Below are 17,443 nucleotides of genomic sequence, written 5' to 3'. Positions count from 1 at the left end.
CCGACAGGATAGATCAGAGGAAATCCAAATAGGAAAGGTCTCTGTGTCGCCGCCTGCTCAGCCCTGAGCGAGATGCTGGCGGAACCAGTCGGCCAGTTCGTCTTCCGACAGCGTGCCGGCGGCAAGTTCGAGGAAAGCGACCACCAGTTCGGCGTCGGTCGCCACCAGGCAATAGCCGTTGAGCATCAGGAAGGTTTCGCTGATCACCGCTGCAATCCGTTTGTTGCCGTCTACAAAGGGATGGTTGCGCGCGAGGCCATAGGCATAAACGGCGGCCAACGCTGCGGCATCGGGTTCGCCATAGTGGGCGATCTGTTGCGGCCGCGCCATGGCGCTTTCGAACAGGCCGCGATCCCGCACCGCATCGCCACCGCCGCCATGTTCGGCAATCTGTTCGGCATGGACGGCTTCGGCCACGGCGGGCGTGATCCAGCCCCAGCTTTCCCGCGCCATTATTTGGCGAGTTCGCGCAGCGCCCGCTTGCGCCGCGCCATCACTTCGCGGGCGGCGGCCATCTGGGCGTCGAAATCCGGTTCGGCGGCGGACAGTTCGATCCCGCGCGGCGTCAGGACCACCGAGAGGCTGTCCCCGGCAGCCGCCTGAAGATGCGCCAGCAATTCCTTGGGCAGGATCACCCCGGCGCTGTTGCCGATCTTCTTGATTTTGAGAGGCGTGTTCATACAGGGGTTATAACATGGTCCAAGACCAAGCCGCAACTCGAATAGCCGATAGGTTCGGCATTCGGAGGGTGCTAACTAACGCGTCCAGCTGCTGGCGCAGGCGCGCCCCTCAGCAGTCCCTCCGTGCTCAGATCTTCATCGATTTCCGGCCAATATATGCCATAACCGCCACCTGCAACTTCCCATATGGCACGCTCGGCAGGGGTGGCTTGGGCAAGGCGCGGATACCAGGCCAGCGGCACCGAAATGCTCCGGCCATCCATCAGGTCTACGGTCAGACTATCACTGTCGCAGCGCACATCGGCGACACGTTCATCAGCGATTCTAGCCGAAATATTCATGCCACGCCTCCAGTAGGCGATCCCGATGGGTCGCCACCATAGCAATTATGCCATTGATCTCCGACCGGCGAAAGCCGGTGTTCTTGGCGAGAGAGACGGGATCGAGCCAAACCTTCATCGACACGCCACCCTTGTCGACATGAACATGGGGCGGCTCATTGGGTTCATGGCTGTAAAAATAGAATCGATAGCCGTCGAGGCGGAAGATGGTGGGCATCAGTCGCAGTCTCCCTTCCGATGCCCAACCATCTATAAAAGCATCGCCGTCAGATCATCCGAGAAAGATCAGAAATTTATCGGATGACAGCGCCTCAATCATGCTCCCTGTCGCCAGCGCCCATATACAGCTCGCGGCCGGTTTCATGATAGAGGGCGCTCATCTGCGCCATGCCTTTTTCCGCTTCTTCCTCGGTGGTCGCCGCGATGAAGGCGTCGGCGGGCTGGTTCTGCTTTGCCGCGAAGTCGCGCACTTCCTGGGTAATCTTCATCGAACAGAATTTGGGGCCGCACATGGAGCAGAAATGCGCGCTTTTCGCACCCTCTGCGGGCAAGGTCTGGTCGTGATATTTTTCCGCCGTGTCGGGGTCGAGCGACAGGTTGAACTGGTCGCGCCAACGAAATTCGAAGCGGGCGCGGGACAGCGCGTCGTCGCGGACCTTGGCGGCAGGGTGGCCCTTGGCTAGGTCGGCAGCGTGGGCGGCGAGCTTGTAGGTGACGACGCCAACCTTCACATCGTCGCGGTCGGGCAGGCCGAGATGCTCCTTGGGCGTGACGTAGCAGAGCATCGCCGTGCCGTACCAGCCGATCATCGCCGCGCCGATGCCCGACGTGATATGGTCGTACCCCGGCGCGATATCGGTCGTGAGCGGCCCAAGCGTGTAGAAGGGGGCTTCGCCGCACGCCTCAAGCTGCTTGTCCATATTCTGCTTGATCTTGTGCATGGGGACGTGGCCCGGCCCCTCGATCATCACCTGCACATCCTGTTCCCAGGCGCGCTTCGTGAGTTCGCCCAGCGTGTAGAGTTCGGCGAACTGTGCCTCGTCATTGGCGTCGGCGATCGATCCGGGGCGCAGGCCGTCGCCCAATGAATAGGCGATGTCATAGGCCTTCATGATCTCGGTGATCTCGTCGAAATGCTCGTAGAGGAACGATTCCTTGTGATGGGCCAGGCACCATTTCGCCATGATCGACCCGCCGCGCGAGACGATGCCGGTGACGCGCTTCGCCGTCATCGGGATATAGGGCAGGCGCACGCCCGCATGGATGGTGAAATAGTCGACGCCCTGCTCGGCCTGCTCAATCAGCGTGTCGCGGAAGATGTCCCAATTGAGGTCTTCGGCAATGCCGCCGACCTTTTCCAGCGCCTGATAGATGGGCACGGTGCCGATCGGCACGGGCGAGTTGCGCATGATCCATTCGCGGGTGTCGTGGATGTTGCGGCCGGTGCTGAGGTCCATCACCGTGTCGGCGCCCCAGCGGATCGACCAGACCAGCTTGTCGACTTCGGAAGCGACGTCGGACGCGACGGCGCTGTTGCCGATATTGGCGTTGATCTTCACCAGGAAATTGCGGCCGATCGCCATCGGCTCCGATTCCGGGTGGTTGATATTGTTGGGGATGATCGCGCGGCCACGGGCGACTTCGTCGCGGACGAATTCGGGCGTCACATAGTCGGGAATTTCCGCGCCCCAGTCATGGCCGTCGCGGATATAGCCCTTGAGGCGGGCGCGGCCCAGATTCTCGCGCTCGGCGACATATTCCATTTCCGGCGTGATGATGCCGCGGCGGGCATAGTGCATCTGGGAGACGTTCATGCCCGGCTTCGCGCGGAGCGGGCGCTTCACGACATTGGGGAAGGGCTGGACGCCGCCGCTGCGATCCGGCCCCTTAAGACCGTTATCTTCGGGCTGGATTGCGCGGGCGTCATATGCCTCGACATCGCCGCGCGCGATGATCCAGTCGCGGCGCAGCGCGGGGAGGCCCGCCATGATGTCGATCTGTGCGTTGGGGTCGGTATAAGGACCGGAGGTGTCGTAGACGCGGACGGGCGGTTCGCCGCTGCCCGGCTCCAGGTCGATCTCGCGCATGGCGACCTTCAAGGGGCCGACATGGATCTTGCGGCTGCCCCGGATGGGGCCGGTCGTGACGTTCATTGCGGCCTGCCGGCCGGTGAAGCCTTCGGCTTCGGGCATTGCGGCCTGCCGGCCGGTGAAGCCTTCGGCTTCGGGCATTTCGATGCGGGGCCCAGGGCTTCCAGCGGAAGCCCGTTCAATCAAGGAATCGACATCTGCCATGAGGGTACCTTTCAGACGGAAATAGTGGCGCGGCCGGTGAGGCCGGCCAGGAAAAGGAAGAGGCCGAGGAGCAGCGCAATGATCGCCCAGGCGCGGATGAAGGTGGTGGACCAATGGCCGATGCGGATCAGCGGTCCCGGCACGGCGAGGAGAAGCGCCCCCTCGATCAGGGCGACATAGCCGATGATGGAGACGATGACCGCGAGCGGATCGGTCCAGATGCTGTGGATCATGACCAAAGTGACGCCGACGACGAAGACCGTGAAGCCCAGCGCCACGACCAGCGCGGGCGAGGCGTTGAGATCGTCCATCACCGCGCGCCAGCGCGGCGGGCTGGCGAGACCGCCGATGCCGATGAGGATCATGTAGAGGCCCATCGCCTCCGCAAGGCGCAGGGTCAGGATGGAAATCGTGTCCATGGCCGTCACTCTCCTCCTCTTGTTCGGGCGGAAAGCGGGCGCGGACTGTGGTCTGACAGGCGCTTCCCTCCCTCCGCCGGTGTCAACCGGATCAGGTTCAACGGGTCGCGGCCACCAAGCCGCCTCTCAACCGTCTGCGGACGGTCCCCCGGGGTCGGATGGGCATAGACGATACGGTGGGAGAGTTAAAGCCCCTTGCGGCCGAAGCTGCCGGGCGCGCGACGGCCAAAGCCGGTGGGCGTGGGTCGGGCGGGCGGCGGCGATGATGATGGCGGCGGGGCGTCCGGGCGTGGCAGGTCGGCTTTCGGGCGGGCGACTTCGGGCGCGTCGAACTCCAGCAGCATGGCCGGCACGGTGCGGTCGCCGCGGTCGGCACGGCTGTCGCCCAGGAAGCAGCGGGTCGAGCGGTCGCTGGCATGGTCGCCGATCGAATCGCCATGGGCGATGACCGGGCCGTTGATCAGCAGATAGCGCAGCACGCCGTTCAGCCGATCGGCCACCTGCTCCAGCGTGCCGGGGGCGTTCCACAGTTCTACCTCGAAACCGGCGAAGGGCAGCATCCCGCCGGTCGAGATGGAGATGGCGTCGGCCTGTGTCGAATGGAAAGCGCACCAGGTCCAGAGCTGAATCGGCACTTCGTCGCTGCCGAGGATGCCGATCTGCTTGTAGACGTGATCGACCGGCATGACCGTACCGATCCCGGCGTTGAACAGGCCGACGCAACCGTGACGCCTGGCGGCAAGGCCGATCAGCAGGGTCGCGACCTTGGCCACCTGACGCACGGCTATGAAATCGGCGGCGCGGGTGTCGAGATCGACGGTGACGCTGTGGTGTAGCCTGTGGGTGGCGATCGCGCGCCTGTCCTCCTCGGTCAGGCCATGGCTGCGCGCCTGCGCCTGGGCAAGGAGATAGGCGGGGAGCGGCGCCTGCCCGGTGTCGAAGCGGATGATCGCGCCCCGCCCGTGCAGCGCGCCATGGCTGATCCCGGTCTGGCCGACCCGCCAGTCGCCCGCCGGATCGATCGCGCGCAGCCCCTCGCCCACCTGCCCCCAGTCGAGGATCAATGGCTCGCGCGCCAGCAGCACCATGGTCGGCAAGCGATCGGATTGCGGCAGTTCATGGGCGAAGGCGGGCGGTTTGGTGAGGCCCATGCCGTCGGCAATCTCCCCCATGCCCTTTTCGTGCAGGATGCGGGCCATGGTTTCGTCCATGTCGCCAAGGCGCAGCGCCTGTTCCTGGCTGAGGTTGGAATAGCGTCCCTCCCCGCGCGGCGCGGACGTGGCGGGCTGGGCCGCGCGGCTGCCGGCGAAGTTATTGGCGGCAAAGGTGCTGGCTGGGCGACCAAAATGGGCGATCTTTTCCAGCGTTTCGCCTGCGAACAACGCTTTGGCAGCGCGCAGCGTCTCCTCGCGGGAGAGCCAGCCGCCGCCGGGGAGCAACTGGCAGAGCGCGGCGTCGTCCGGCACCATCACCACCGAGGCGATCAGCAGCAGAACGCGGTGGGCGATCGCATCATTGTCCGTCGTCGGGCGGCGGACTTCCAGATGCCAGCTATGTACCGGCGCGTCGCCGGCGACCGGTTCCGGGCGCGCGAACAGTTCGCAGAAGAGGATGGTGGCGTCGGTGCGACCAGCGATCAGTTGATGGTCGCTCCATTCGGCCATGGTCTTGGCCCCGCCATCGTCCGCTTCCCCGATCTGCCATTTATAGAGCGGCAGTTGCGCGCTCAGCACCTGCCGCAGCGGCGCGATGGGAAAGGGAACGGGCTGGGTGAAGACGATGATCGCCACGGGACGCGCCTGCCTGGATAACCGAGGAGGCAGGTAGCGTAGCGGGATGGAGTTTAAGATCGGGTTATGGGCCGGCGCGACGGAACGCGCGAAATCATGACCAGCCGCCCCGGCCAAGCGCCTTCTGGAACTGGAGCGCATGGCGCGCGACCAGCAGATCCCTGTCGGTGCCGTTGATGATCCGGCGGGCGCTCCTGAACTCCCCTTCGGTCGCGGGGCGACCTTCAGGCAGATGCCGGGCCAGCGTATGGCGGCCCCTGTTGTCACCGGCGAACCAGCCTTCGTCCATGCCCTGCCGCATGATGTCGGCCGCGACCGCCGGCGCCAGCGCCAATTCCGGGTCGGCCACCAGCGCCCCGTCCAGACCCAGCTTCAGGTCGGCACGCTCGTAATTTTCTTCCCAGGTCAGCTGGACATAGCCGCGGCCATACCAGGGCCAGTAGCGCAGATTCTTCTTCCGCCATGCCTCCGACAGCCAATAGGCTTCCCTGACCGGCTGCATCGTCGCATTGGTTTCATGATAGGCCGTCGCCAGAGCATAGGCGCAATAGGCCAGCGGCGTGTCGATCATCGCGGTCAAAATGGCGTTGCACCCGTCCACCTCCTCCTGACTGAGGGTCGGCCCAAGTAAACCATGGCGCAAATCATCGAAAAATGTCGCGGGATCAAAAACCATTCCGATTCCTCCTTTGACAGGAGGAAGATGACATCGATCATATCATAGTCAATTACCAATCCAGCCATAATAAAGAAGCATTTGAAATGGGACGATATTCAGTAATATCCCTAAATGACGACGCCATATGACGATATATTCCACCAATAGATGGTGACTCTTGCAATATACGGATTTCCGGCCATATTTCCCCCGTGCAAGACAAGATCCAGCCTCACGCCATGCCTTCGCGCCATATGCCGCCCGATCCGTCGACAAAAGCCGGGCGCAAGGCGTTGCGGCATGAGATGCGCATGGTGGCGGTGCGGCCGCGCCGCTGGGGATTGTGGCTGCTGGCGATCGGCGCGCTGCTGCTGATCGCGCCGTCGGCGCTGGATATCCACAGCCTGCTGGGATGGTCGCCGGTCTGGTTGGGACTGGTCGCCTGCTTTGCCGCGCTGCCGCTGCTGATCACCGCGGCGGTGTTGCGACGACGACACAGGCGGGGGCGCCTGAAAATCGGGGGAACGCAAGAGACGTGAAAAAAAGGATGATGAGCTTGGTTTCCGCTGCCCTTCTGACCGGCGCCGGTGCGCCGCCCTCCCCGCCCTCCGATGCCGCCGACGATCCGTTCGTGTGGCTGGAGGACTGGACCGGCCCGCGCGCGATGCAGTGGGTCGAGGCGGAGAACAAGGCGACGGTCGCTGCCTTCCAGAATGATCCGCGCTATGCGGGTTATTACAGGGACGCGCTGGCCATCGCATCGGCCAAGGACCGGATCGCCATGCCGATGCTGATCCATGGCCGCGTCTATAATTTCTGGCGCGATGCCGATCATCCGCTGGGCATCTGGCGCCATACGAGCGAAGCCGATTATGCGACCGACGCGCCGCACTGGACGACGGTGCTGGACCTGGATGCGCTGTCGAAGGCGGAAGGGCGCAAATGGGTGTGGAAGGGCGCGACCATCCTCGATCCAGAGGAGAGGCTGGCGCTGCTCAACCTGTCCGACGGGGGCGAGGACGCCGTCACGCTGCGCGAGTTCGATCTGGAGACGGGCCAGTTCGTGAAGGGCGGGTTCGACATTCCGACATCCAAGCAGAATGTGGACTGGCTGGACAAGGACACGCTCCTGATCGCGCGGGACTGGGGTGCCGATCAGCATGGGGGCACCATGACCAAGTCGGGCTATCCCTTCGTGGCGAAGGCATTGAAGCGCGGCGCGCCGCTGGCGGCGGCGCAGGAAATCTATCGCGGGGATGCCGGCGATCAGGTCGGCACCTATCCGATGGTGCTGGCCGACGGATCGGGCAACCGAGCGGCCTTCCTCTATCGCGGCGTAACCTTCTTCGGGAACGAGACTTATCTGGTGACAGACGACGGCGTGAAGAAGCTGCCGTTGCCGACCCGGAGCCAGTTGCAGGGCATGGTCGAGGGGCAGGTGCTGATCCAGACCAGCGAGATATGGGCGAGCGGCGGCGTGTCCGTGCCTGCGGGCGCGCTCGCCGCCGTGCCGCTGAAAGCGCTGCAATCGGGCGCGGTGCTGAAGCCGCAAATCCTGTTCGCGCCCACGGCCCGCCAGTCGATCGACGGCGTCACCGCGACCAAGGGCCATGTGATACTGGCGATCAACGACAATGTGCGCGGGCGGGTGCAGGTGCTCACACCAGGAACGGCGGGCTGGACCAGCAAGCCGGTGGCGCTGCCCGACAATGCCACCATCTCGATCGCGAGCGCGACCGACAAGGACGACAAGGCCTATCTGGCGGTGGCGGGCTTCCTGGCGCCGACGACGCTCTGGGCGATGGATGCGGGCGACCCGAAGCCGGTTCAGGTGAAGGCGATGCCGGCGCGCTTCGATGCGGCGGGGCTGGTGGTCGAGCAGTTTGAGGCGACATCGACCGACGGGACCAGGATTCCCTATTTCATCGTCCATCGTAAGGACATGAAGAAGGACGGGTCCACGCCGACGATCATGACCGCCTATGGCGGCTTCGAGGTGCCGATGACGCCCAGCTATGCCGCGATCACCGGCAAGCTGTGGCTGGAGCGGGGCAACAGTTTCGTGCTCGCCAATATCCGCGGCGGCGGCGAGTTCGGCCCGGCCTGGCATGAGGCGGGGCTGAAGACCAAACGCCAGATCATCTATGACGATTTCGCGGCGGTGGCGCAGGATATCTTCACGCGCAAATTGTCGTCGCCCAAGAAATTCGGCATTTATGGCGGCTCCAATGGCGGACTGCTGATGGGGGTCGAGTTCAACCAGCATCCCGACCTGTGGAATGGCGTCGTCATTCAGGTGCCGTTGCTCGACATGATCCGTTACGAGCAGATCGCGGCAGGCGCGTCCTGGGTCGACGAATATGGCAGCGTGTCGGTGCCGGAGGAAAAGGCGTTTCTGGAAACGATCTCGCCCTATGCGAACATCCGCAAGGGGGTGGCCTATCCGACGCCCTATATCTGGACCACGACCAAGGACGACCGGGTCGGGCCGCAGCACGCGCGCAAGTTCGCGGCGCGGCTGAAGGATTATGGCCTGCCCTATCATTTCTACGAGGACACGGCAGGCGGCCATTCGGGCGACGCCGATATCGAGCAGGGCGCGCGGTTGCAGGCGATGCAGATGGTCTATTTCAGCCAGCGGCTGGAAGGAGAATAAGGCCTTTCCCGTTCGGTTCGAGCCTGTCGAGAACTGTTCTCGAAAAGCTCGAACCGAACGGAGGGATTTTCAGGCCGGAAGTCCAGAAACTTTCCTGCAAAAGTGATTGGCTGTTGCATTGCAGCAAGGGGTGGCGTTTGATCGGCATATGCTCAAGGCCGCGCTGCACCACCTCACCGCCTATCGCTACAGCCGCCCGATCCGGCTCGGCCCGCAGGTCATCCGCCTCCGTCCCGCGCCGCACAGCCGGACCAAGGTGCCCAACTATGCGCTGAAGATCGAGCCATCGGGCCACTTCCTCAACTGGCAGCAGGATCCGCACGGCAACTGGCTGGCGCGGGTGGTTTTCCCCGATCCGGTCGATCATTTCTCGATCGAGGTCGACCTGCTCGCCGATCTCGACATCATCAATCCCTTCGACTTCTTCGTGGAGCCCTATGCGGAGGACTATCCCTTCGCCTATGACGAGCAGTTGAAGACCGACCTCGCCGCCTATTTCGATCTGGAGGATCAGGGGCCGCTGTTCGACGCGCTGGTCGCCGAATATGACGGCTATCAAAGCAGCACCGTCGATTTTCTGGTCGAGGTGAACCGGCGGCTGCAACAGCGGGTCGGCTATGTCATCCGCATGGAAACGGGCGTGCAAAGCCCGGAAGAGACGCTGGACATCGGCACGGGGTCGTGCCGCGATTCCGCCTGGCTGCTGGTGCAGTTGCTGAGGCGGCTGGGCTTCGCCGCGCGCTTCGTGTCGGGCTATTCGATCCAGCTGGTCGCCGACGTCGAGCCGCTGGAAGGGCCGAAGGGCGTGACGCAGGATGTGGTCGACCTTCATGCCTGGGCCGAAGCCTATGTGCCGGGTGCGGGCTGGGTGGCGCTGGACGCGACCAGCGGCATGTTCGCGGGCGAAGGGCATATCCCGCTCTGCGCGACGCCCCATTATCGCTCCGCCGCGCCGATCAGCGGCATGGCCGAGCCGGCCGAGGTCGATTTCCATTTCGCGATGGGCGTGTCGCGCATTGCCGAGGCGGTGCGGATCACCAAGCCCTTCACCGATGCGCGCTGGGATGCGGTGATGGCGCTGGGCGCGAAAGTGGATGCCGATCTGGACAATCAGGATGTGCGCCTGACCACCGGGGGCGAGCCGACCTTCGTCGCGGAGGATGGCGGCGATGCGGGCGAGTGGAATGGCGATGCGGTGGGACCGACCAAGGCGGGCTTTGCCGACCGTCTGATCCGCAAGCTGCGCACGGAGTTCGCCCCCGGTGGCCTGCTGCATCATGGGCAGGGCAAATGGTATCCGGGCGAGAGCCTGCCGCGCTGGGCCTATGCCGTCTATTGGCGGCAGGATGGCGTGCCGCTGTGGCGCGACGCCGACCTGATCGCCGATGACGAGGCGCCCGACGGCGCGCGGACGGTGACGGCGGCGGATGCGCAGGCTTTTCTGGGCGCGATGGCGGACAATATCGGATTTTCCGCCGACCATATCCATGCCGTCTATGAAGACCCGGCGGTGTGGGCGGTCAAGGAAGCCGAACTGCCGGTCAACACATCGCCCGAAACGCCGGAAATCAGCGACCCCGAAGCGCGGGCGCGGATGGTGCGGGCTTTCGAGCGTGGCCTCGACCAGCCGGTTGGCTATGTGCTGCCGGTGCAGCGCTGGCAGAGTCAGGTCGCCACGCCGCGCTGGCAGAGCGAGATCTGGCAATTGCGCCGGGGCAAGCTGTTCGCGGTGCCGGGGGATTCGGCGCTGGGATATCGCCTGCCGCTGGGATCGCTGCCGCATGTGCCGGAATCCGCCTATCCCTATATCCACCCGCGCGACACCAGCGAACCACGCGGGCCGCTGGGCGATTATCGCGCGCAGGTGAGCGAGGCGGCGACGCGCGAGGAGGTGCAGGCCCAAGCCATACCCCAACCGGTGCAGCGCGTCGGTGCGGTCGAGGGCGGCGCGGCGCCGCAGGAGCGGGTCGAGCAGGTGATGATCGAGGGGGCGGTGCGCACCGCGATCACGGTCGAGCCGCACGGCCATTATCTGTCGATCTTCCTGCCGCCGGTGCAAACGCTGGAAGATTATCTGGAACTGATCGCACAGGTCGAGGCGGTGGCGGACACGACGCGTATCCCGGTGCGGATCGAGGGCTATGCCCCGCCGACCGATCCGCGCCTCAATGTGTTGAAGGTTACGCCCGATCCCGGCGTGATCGAGGTCAATGTCCAGCCCGCCGCCAACTGGGACGAGACGGTGCGGATCACCGAGCGCCTCTATGCGCTGGCGCGCGAATGCGATCTGACCGCCGACAAGTTCATGGTCGACGGGCGATCGGTCGGCACCGGCGGGGGCAATCATATCGTGCTGGGCGGGCCGAGCCTGGAGGATTCGCCCTTCATCCGGCGGCCCGACCTGCTGAAGAGCTTCGTCCTCTACTGGCAGCGCCATCCTTCGCTGTCCTACCTTTTCTCCGGCCTCGTCATCGGGCCGACGAGCCAGGCGCCGCGCATCGACGAGGCACGGCATGACGGGCTCTATGAACTGGAGATCGCGCTGGCGCAGGTACCCGACCCGACGGCCGAGGGTGTGTACAGATTGCCGCCGCCCTGGCTGGTCGACCGGCTGTTCCGCAACCTGCTGGTCGACGTGACGGGCAATACCCATCGCACCGAAATCTGCATCGACAAGATGTTCTCGCCCGATGGCCCCACCGGACGGCTGGGCCTGCTGGAGTTTCGCGGGTTTGAAATGCCGCCCGAGGCGCGCATGAGCCTGGCGCAGCAATTGCTGATCCGGGCGCTCACGGCGTGGTTCTGGCGCCAGCCGCAGCAGGGCGGGCTGGTGCGCTGGGGCACGGCGCTGCATGATCGCTTCATGCTGCCGCACTTCGTCTGGGCCGATTTCCTGGAAGTGCTGGGCGACCTGAAAGGGGCGGGTTACGACTTCGATCCCAATTGGTTCGAGGCGCAGCGCCAGTTCCGTTTCCCTGTCCATGGGCAGGTGGATGCGGGCGGCGTGGGGCTGGAGCTCACCCATGCGCTGGAGCCGTGGAACGTGCTGGGCGAGACGGGCGCGATCGGCGGCACGGTGCGCTATGTCGACAGTTCGACCGAGCGGTTGCAGCTGCGCGCCACGGGCCTGATCGCGGGACGGCATGTCGTCACCTGCAACGGTCGCCGCGTGCCGATGACGGCGACAGCCGTGCCGGGTGAAGGCGTAGGCGGCGTGCGCTACAAGGCGTGGGCGCCGGCCAATTGCCTGCACCCCAATCTGCCGGTCAATGCGCCGCTGACCTTCGACATATTGGATAGCTGGAGCGGGCGGTCGCTGGGCGGATGCGTCTATCATGTCGCGCATCCGGGCGGGCGCAATTACGACACGCTGCCGATCAACGGCTATGAAGCGGAATCGCGGCGCAAGGCGCGCTTTCAAGATCATGGCCATACGCCGGGATCGGTCGACATGCCGCCCGCCGAACTGCCGGGCGAATTTCCGATGACGCTCGATTTGCGGTTCCAGCATCCGGTCGGGTAAGGATGTTCGGGTGGATACCGAAACCAGACTAGACTGGGCGGACGCCTATCTGGCGACCGCACCGACCGGCGACCTGTTCGCGGGCGCATCGCCCGATATGGCGGCACGCTGGCGGACGATGCTAGAGCGGCTGTCGGCGCAGGCCAAGGGCGATCCCGCGACACTGGCCGATCATGTCGGACGGCAGGCGGCGGATCTGGGCCTCGCCTTCCGCCTGACCGGCGACGAGCAGGAGCGCGCCTGGCCGCTGGGTCCGGTGCCGCTGCTGATCGACGCCAGGGAATGGAGCCATATCGAGGCGGGGCTGACCCAGCGCGCGCAATTGCTGGAGCGGGTGGTCGCCGACATCTATTCCACCCAGTCGCTGGTACGGGAAGGCAAGCTGCCCGCCAGCATCGTCACCGGCAGTCCCCATTATTGGCGGGTGGTGACGGGCACGCAGCCGCCGCACGGCCATTTCCTGCATTTCTACGCCGCCGACATCGGGCGCGGTCCGGGCGGCGAATGGCGCGTGCTGGCGGATCGGGTGCGGACCCCCGTGGGCGTCGGCTATGCGCTGGAGAACCGGCTGGCATTGTCGCGCGCGACCGGCGACCTGCTGGGCGCAATGAATACGCGGCGGCTGGCACCCTTCTTCGCCGACCTGCGCCGGGGGCTGGCGGCCGATTGCGCCCGGTCCGATCCGCGCATCGGGCTGCTGACGCCGGGCCGGTTCAACCAGAGCTATGCAGAACAGGCGCATCTGGCGCGCTATCTGGGCCTGATGCTGGTCGAGGGCGACGACCTGATCGTGTCGGACGGGCGATTGTTTGTGCGGACGATCCAGGGGCTGAAGCGGGTCGATGGGCTGTGGCGCTGGATGGACAGCCGCTTCCTCGATCCGCTGGCATTCGACAGCAAGTCGCGCATCGGCGTGCCCGACCTGTACGACGCCTGCGCGCGGGGCGGGGTGATGGTCAGTAACTGGCCGGGTGCAGGAGTGATCGAATCGCGCGCCTTCGCCGCCTTCCTGCCGCAACTGGCGCGGGCGGTGCTGGGGTCGGAGCTGATCCTGCCCAATATCGCGACATGGTGGTGCGGCCAGCCGCGCGAGCGCGCGCATGTCGAGGCGCAGATGGACAATCTCGTCGTCGGCTCAGCCTTCGATCAGGATGTGGCGGGCCTGTCGGACGCGCATTTCACGCCGGGCGCGTCGCTCGATGCCGCGCGGCGCGCGGCGTTGAAGGAGGCCATGGCGCGGCGGCCGATGGACTATGTCGGTCAGGAACTGGTGAAGCTGTCCACCACGCCGGCGGTGATCGACGGGAAACTGACCCCCCTGCCCTTCACCCTGCGCATCTTCGTGGCGCGCGACGGGGCGGGCCAGTGGCGGGTGATGCCGGGCGCCTTTGCGCGGCTGGCAGGGCATGGCGATATTCGCGCGGCGCTGATGGGCAGGGGCGACATGTCGGCGGACATGTGCGTGATCGACAGCAGCCCGGTGCCGCCCGACAGCCTGCTGGGCGGCGGGGCGCCGGCGATCCGGCGGATCGGCGGGATGCTGCCGGCCAAGGCGGCGGACAATCTCTTCTGGCTGGGCCGCTATATCGAGCGGGCGGAAATGACGCTGCGGCTGATCCGCGCCATTGCCGGCGGGTCGATCGAGGCGGACCTTGGCCCATCGCTCGCCAGCCCCACCGTGGCGCGACTGGTCGGGCAGCTTGCCGCATGGGGCGCGGTGCCAGCCAACTCCGGATCAGTCGGCGCGGCGGTCGGCCCGCTGTGCGCCACGGCGCTGGGCGATGCTCGGCAACCGGGCAGCGTTCGGGCGCTGATGCGCGTGGTCGCCAATATCGGCGAAGGCCTGCGCGACCGGCTGGCGAGCGATTTCTGGCGGCTGGTGCGCCTGCCCCTGCCGGCCTTCGACGGGGCGGTGACGGAAACGCTGCTCGACGCATCGTCGCGCATGATCGAGCGGATTTCGGCACTGGCGGGCCTCGCGGCCGAGAATATGGGGCGCGGTGACGGCTGGCGCTTCCATGACATGGGGCGGCGGATGGAGCGGGCGGTGAATGGCTGTCGCCTGATCAGCCTGTTCGGCGGGGACGGTGCGTCGGACGACGACTTGACCGTGCTGCTGGACCTGATGGACAGCCAGATCAGCTATCGCACCCGCTATCTGGCCGGACCGGCGCTGCCGCCGGTGCGTGACCTGCTGGCGCTGGAGCCGATCAATCCGCGCGCCATCGTCTATCAGGCAATGCGCATGGCCGAGCATGTCGCGGCGCTGCCGACGCTACGCGCGGACGGGATGCCGGAGGAGCCGCGGCGGCTGGCCGATGCACTGGTGGCGCGGCTGGCGCCGCTGACGGGCGATATGATGACCATGGCGGAGATCAGCGAGGCGGAAAGCCGGCTGTTCGCCCTGTCCGACGCGATCGGGCAGCGTTATTTCCTTCAGGTCCACAAGACGCACGATGCGGATATCCTGTCATGATCTACCATGTCCGGCATCGCACCCTGATCCACTATGCCGCGCCGGTGCGGCTGGCGCGCTTCAACCTGCGGCTGAAGCCCGCGCCCTGGCCGGGGCAATGGACATCCGATTATGCGCTGGAAGTGGAGCCGAAGCCGACCATCATCGAATCGCGCCCCGGCGGCTGGCCCGTCCATGTCGCGCGGCTGGTGATCGAAAGCCCGATCCGGCAACTCGCCATCGAAACCCGGTTCCGCATGGGGGTGCAGGGCGGCGCGATCGAGCCGCAGCACGATGATCCGACGATCGGCGCAGTGGCGCAGGCGGCGCTTGTGGATCGGGAGATGGGACCGGCCGCGCCCGCCCATTATCTCTATGCTTCGGCGCGCACGCCGATGCTGGCGGCGATCGGCGATTGGGTCGGCGCGGCGCTGGCCCCCGGCCGCCAGATCGTCGGCACCGCGCTGGAACTGGCGCTGCGGATAAAGGCCGAGTTCGCTTATCAGCCGGGCGTCACCGATGCGGGGACGCCGGTGGCCGACGCCTTTGCCGCGCGGCATGGGGTCTGTCAGGATTTCGCCCATGTGATGGTGGTCGCGCTGCGGCTGGCGGGGCTACCCGCCGCCTATGTCAGCGGCTATCTGCGCACGTTGCCGCCGCCGGGGATGCCCCGGCTGGTGGGGGCCGACGCGATGCACGCCTGGGTGATGCTGTGGTGCGGGCCGACGCGGGGGTGGATCGGCTTTGACCCCACCAATGGCTGCATCACCGGCGACGGGCATCTGTTCGTGGCGATGGGGCGCGACTATGCCGACGTCGCGCCGATGGACGGGCTGTTCGTCGGCGGCGCTGGCCAGAGCCTGTCGGTGATGGTCGATGTCGCGCGGGAAGAAGAAAAGGAAGTCGCATGATCGCCGCCGTCATCCTGGTCCTTGCGGGCCTTTACTGCCTGGCGCGCGGCGTCATGGATTTGCGAGCGAAGCGCTGGGTCTGGGGGGCGCTGGGCATCGCGGCGGGGATCGCGATCATGGCCGCGCCGATTCCGACGCAGGTGCAGGTGGAGGTGCCGGCGGCGGGATAAGCGGAGGGAGCTGGCAGTCTGGCGCCAAACTCACTGAATGCAGGCGAGACGCTGGTGTCGCCCCATTCCGCGCCCAGGAAACCGAAACATAAGATCGGCGACGCCGTGCGAACGCATTGCCCGTTATCTTGGGTATGCGAAAAGTAGACTGCGCTTCACGCTTACCGGTCCCTAATCCGGGATGGGAGCCGCAAGGATATTCATTCGTGCCTGTCCGGCTCGGTCGAACCGGGGTGGTAAAAAGGCGCGTGTGCGGGGAGGTAAGCGGCCGTCAGCAAGTGTGAACCGCTTCATCCCGTCATTCATTGATTTTTGGCCAGACGTGGATAATTGTCCATCGCGTACGCCATTGAAGGAATTTCCATGCCTGTTTCCCGCGAAGCGACTGCTTGGGCGATGCAATTGTTACTGGATCAACAACCCGATGAAACGTTGGTCGATCTCCATAGCAACGGGTACAATTCGCTCGAGGAACTGCGCACAACATTTCTGCAAACGGATGAAGCAAAAAAGCTATTCCAGACAGCCAATGGCGCGCAATGGGGCGATGGCCGCATCCAGAAGGGCGATGGCTACACTATTCCCCCGTTTCTGCTGCGTCGGCCCGCTCATGAGAATGTCCCGTGGCAGTTCGCCGAGCCGTCCATTGAAAATCCTGTGACACAGCTATGCACGTCCGAACAGATGCAGACCCAGCATTACAAGGACATATGCACTCGCCTGGAACTCGACCCGGCGGTCGTTCACAGGAAAATATGGGAATTCGTCTACATTGTTTCCGCTTTGGAAGCACGCGGGATGCTGGCACCAGGACGCCGCGGGCTAGGCTTTGGCACCGGACAGGAACCTTTGCCATCGGTGTTTGCCCAGGCTGGTGTGCAGGTGACTGCGACCGATGCGCCCGCAGATCTGGATTTCAGCGCAGCTTGGGAAAAATCGGCACAATGGTCAAACGGGCTGGACAGTCTCTGGCGTCCAGCGATCGTTGATCGGGAGGTGTTTTTCGATCGGGTTCAGTTTCGCCCCGCCGATATGAACAACATTCCCACCGATCTGAAGGATTTCGACTTTTGCTGGTCGGCCTGTTGCTTCGAACATCTGGGATCTATCCGAATGGGCCTTGATTTTCTGCACAACAGCCTTGCGACGTTGAAGCCGGGCGGCGTTTCTGTCCAGACGACCGAATTCAATCTGGGATCAGACACAGATACGCTTGATGTTCCTGGCTTGGCCGTTTTCCTCAAACGCGACATCGAGCAGGTCATGCATGAACTGATCGAAGAGGGACATAGCGTCGAGCCGCTCAATACATGGCCGGGCGCGCTGCCCGTCGATGAGCATATCGACCTGCCTCCCTATAGCGAGCCGCATCTAAAACTGCTGTTGGCAGGCCAACTGACGACGTCGATCGGATTGATCATTACGAAAAAGATGTAACTATAGTCTGAGTGACTGGTTGATGTCCCGTCTGGCGACGGCGATCAGGCGAGGCTCTTTGAAGGCCTGAGTTATTCGCGCGATCGACCGTCCGCCTCATAGGGCAAGG

15 protein-coding genes and 1 riboswitch are annotated in these 17,443 nt (G+C 64.9%); of the genes, 7 read left to right on the top strand and 8 right to left on the bottom strand.

The features are described from left to right. Positions 1-57: 57 nt before the first annotated feature. The 8 genes from VMR39_RS24015 to VMR39_RS23980 all read right to left on the bottom strand — a co-directional run bounded on the left by VMR39_RS24015 (position 58) and on the right by VMR39_RS23980 (position 6,200). Complete coding sequence (locus tag VMR39_RS24015; RefSeq protein WP_325419935.1) at positions 58-453, bottom strand: type II toxin-antitoxin system death-on-curing family toxin; 396 nt, start codon at positions 451-453, stop codon at positions 58-60. Next, entirely contained in the window at positions 453-680 is a 228-nt protein-coding gene (locus VMR39_RS24010) for an AbrB/MazE/SpoVT family DNA-binding domain-containing protein (protein WP_325419933.1), read from the bottom strand. The genes VMR39_RS24015 and VMR39_RS24010 overlap by 1 nt, the downstream gene beginning before the upstream one ends. 71 nt (positions 681-751) lie before the next feature. Then, complete coding sequence (locus VMR39_RS24005; RefSeq protein ID WP_325419931.1) at positions 752-1,021, bottom strand: DUF2442 domain-containing protein; 270 nt, start codon at positions 1,019-1,021, stop codon at positions 752-754. Next, a complete protein-coding gene (locus VMR39_RS24000; RefSeq protein ID WP_325419929.1) occupies positions 1,005-1,238 on the bottom strand; it encodes a DUF4160 domain-containing protein in 234 nt (77 codons plus the stop codon). Before VMR39_RS24000 ends, VMR39_RS24005 begins: the two co-directional genes overlap by 17 nt. Before the next feature lie 94 nt (positions 1,239-1,332). Further along, on the bottom strand, positions 1,333-3,174 hold the full coding sequence (gene thiC / locus VMR39_RS23995; RefSeq protein ID WP_325420035.1) for a phosphomethylpyrimidine synthase ThiC: 1,842 nt from the start codon (positions 3,172-3,174) through the stop codon (positions 1,333-1,335). 152 nt (positions 3,175-3,326) lie between these two features. After that, a complete protein-coding gene (locus VMR39_RS23990) occupies positions 3,327-3,734 on the bottom strand; it encodes a DUF2065 family protein (protein WP_325419927.1) in 408 nt (135 codons plus the stop codon). Positions 3,735-3,785: 51 nt separating this feature from the next. Next, positions 3,786-3,895, bottom strand: a riboswitch (TPP riboswitch). A gap of 24 nt (positions 3,896-3,919) precedes the next feature. Then, a complete protein-coding gene (locus VMR39_RS23985) occupies positions 3,920-5,524 on the bottom strand; it encodes a DUF4261 domain-containing protein (protein ID WP_325419925.1) in 1,605 nt (534 codons plus the stop codon). A gap of 94 nt (positions 5,525-5,618) precedes the next feature. After that, complete coding sequence (locus tag VMR39_RS23980; protein ID WP_325419923.1) at positions 5,619-6,200, bottom strand: hypothetical protein; 582 nt, start codon at positions 6,198-6,200, stop codon at positions 5,619-5,621. Between the two features lie 236 nt (positions 6,201-6,436). On the opposite strand from VMR39_RS23980, the gene VMR39_RS23975 reads away from it, so the two are divergent. From VMR39_RS23975 to VMR39_RS23945, 7 genes are all read left to right on the top strand, one after another. Then, a complete protein-coding gene (locus VMR39_RS23975; RefSeq protein ID WP_414712590.1) occupies positions 6,437-6,721 on the top strand; it encodes a hypothetical protein in 285 nt (94 codons plus the stop codon). Positions 6,722-6,729: 8 nt separating this feature from the next. Beyond that, the gene (locus VMR39_RS23970; RefSeq protein ID WP_325419921.1) at positions 6,730-8,838 is read left to right on the top strand and encodes a prolyl oligopeptidase family serine peptidase; all 2,109 of its coding nucleotides are present in this window, start codon (positions 6,730-6,732) and stop codon (positions 8,836-8,838) included. A gap of 148 nt (positions 8,839-8,986) precedes the next feature. Further along, positions 8,987-12,361, top strand: a complete 3,375-nt coding sequence (locus VMR39_RS23965; protein ID WP_325420031.1) for a transglutaminase family protein — start codon at positions 8,987-8,989, stop codon at positions 12,359-12,361. 97 nt (positions 12,362-12,458) lie between these two features. Beyond that, positions 12,459-14,837: a circularly permuted type 2 ATP-grasp protein gene (locus VMR39_RS23960; protein WP_414712589.1), complete on the top strand. Its 2,379-nt coding sequence runs from the start codon at positions 12,459-12,461 to the stop codon at positions 14,835-14,837. Continuing rightward, a complete protein-coding gene (locus VMR39_RS23955; protein WP_325419917.1) occupies positions 14,834-15,727 on the top strand; it encodes a transglutaminase family protein in 894 nt (297 codons plus the stop codon). Before VMR39_RS23960 ends, VMR39_RS23955 begins: the two co-directional genes overlap by 4 nt. Further along, a complete protein-coding gene (locus tag VMR39_RS23950; RefSeq protein WP_325419915.1) occupies positions 15,724-15,897 on the top strand; it encodes a hypothetical protein in 174 nt (57 codons plus the stop codon). Before VMR39_RS23955 ends, VMR39_RS23950 begins: the two co-directional genes overlap by 4 nt. A gap of 363 nt (positions 15,898-16,260) precedes the next feature. Continuing rightward, positions 16,261-17,334, top strand: coding sequence for a class I SAM-dependent methyltransferase (locus VMR39_RS23945; protein WP_325419913.1), 1,074 nt, complete (start codon positions 16,261-16,263; stop codon positions 17,332-17,334). Positions 17,335-17,443: the final 109 nt, after the last annotated feature.

The organism is Sphingobium sp. (assembly GCF_035511395.1).
Lineage (GTDB): Bacteria > Pseudomonadota > Alphaproteobacteria > Sphingomonadales > Sphingomonadaceae > Sphingobium.
The sequence above is the reverse complement of the archived record's forward strand: the minus strand, read 5'-3'. Positions and strand labels throughout refer to the sequence as shown.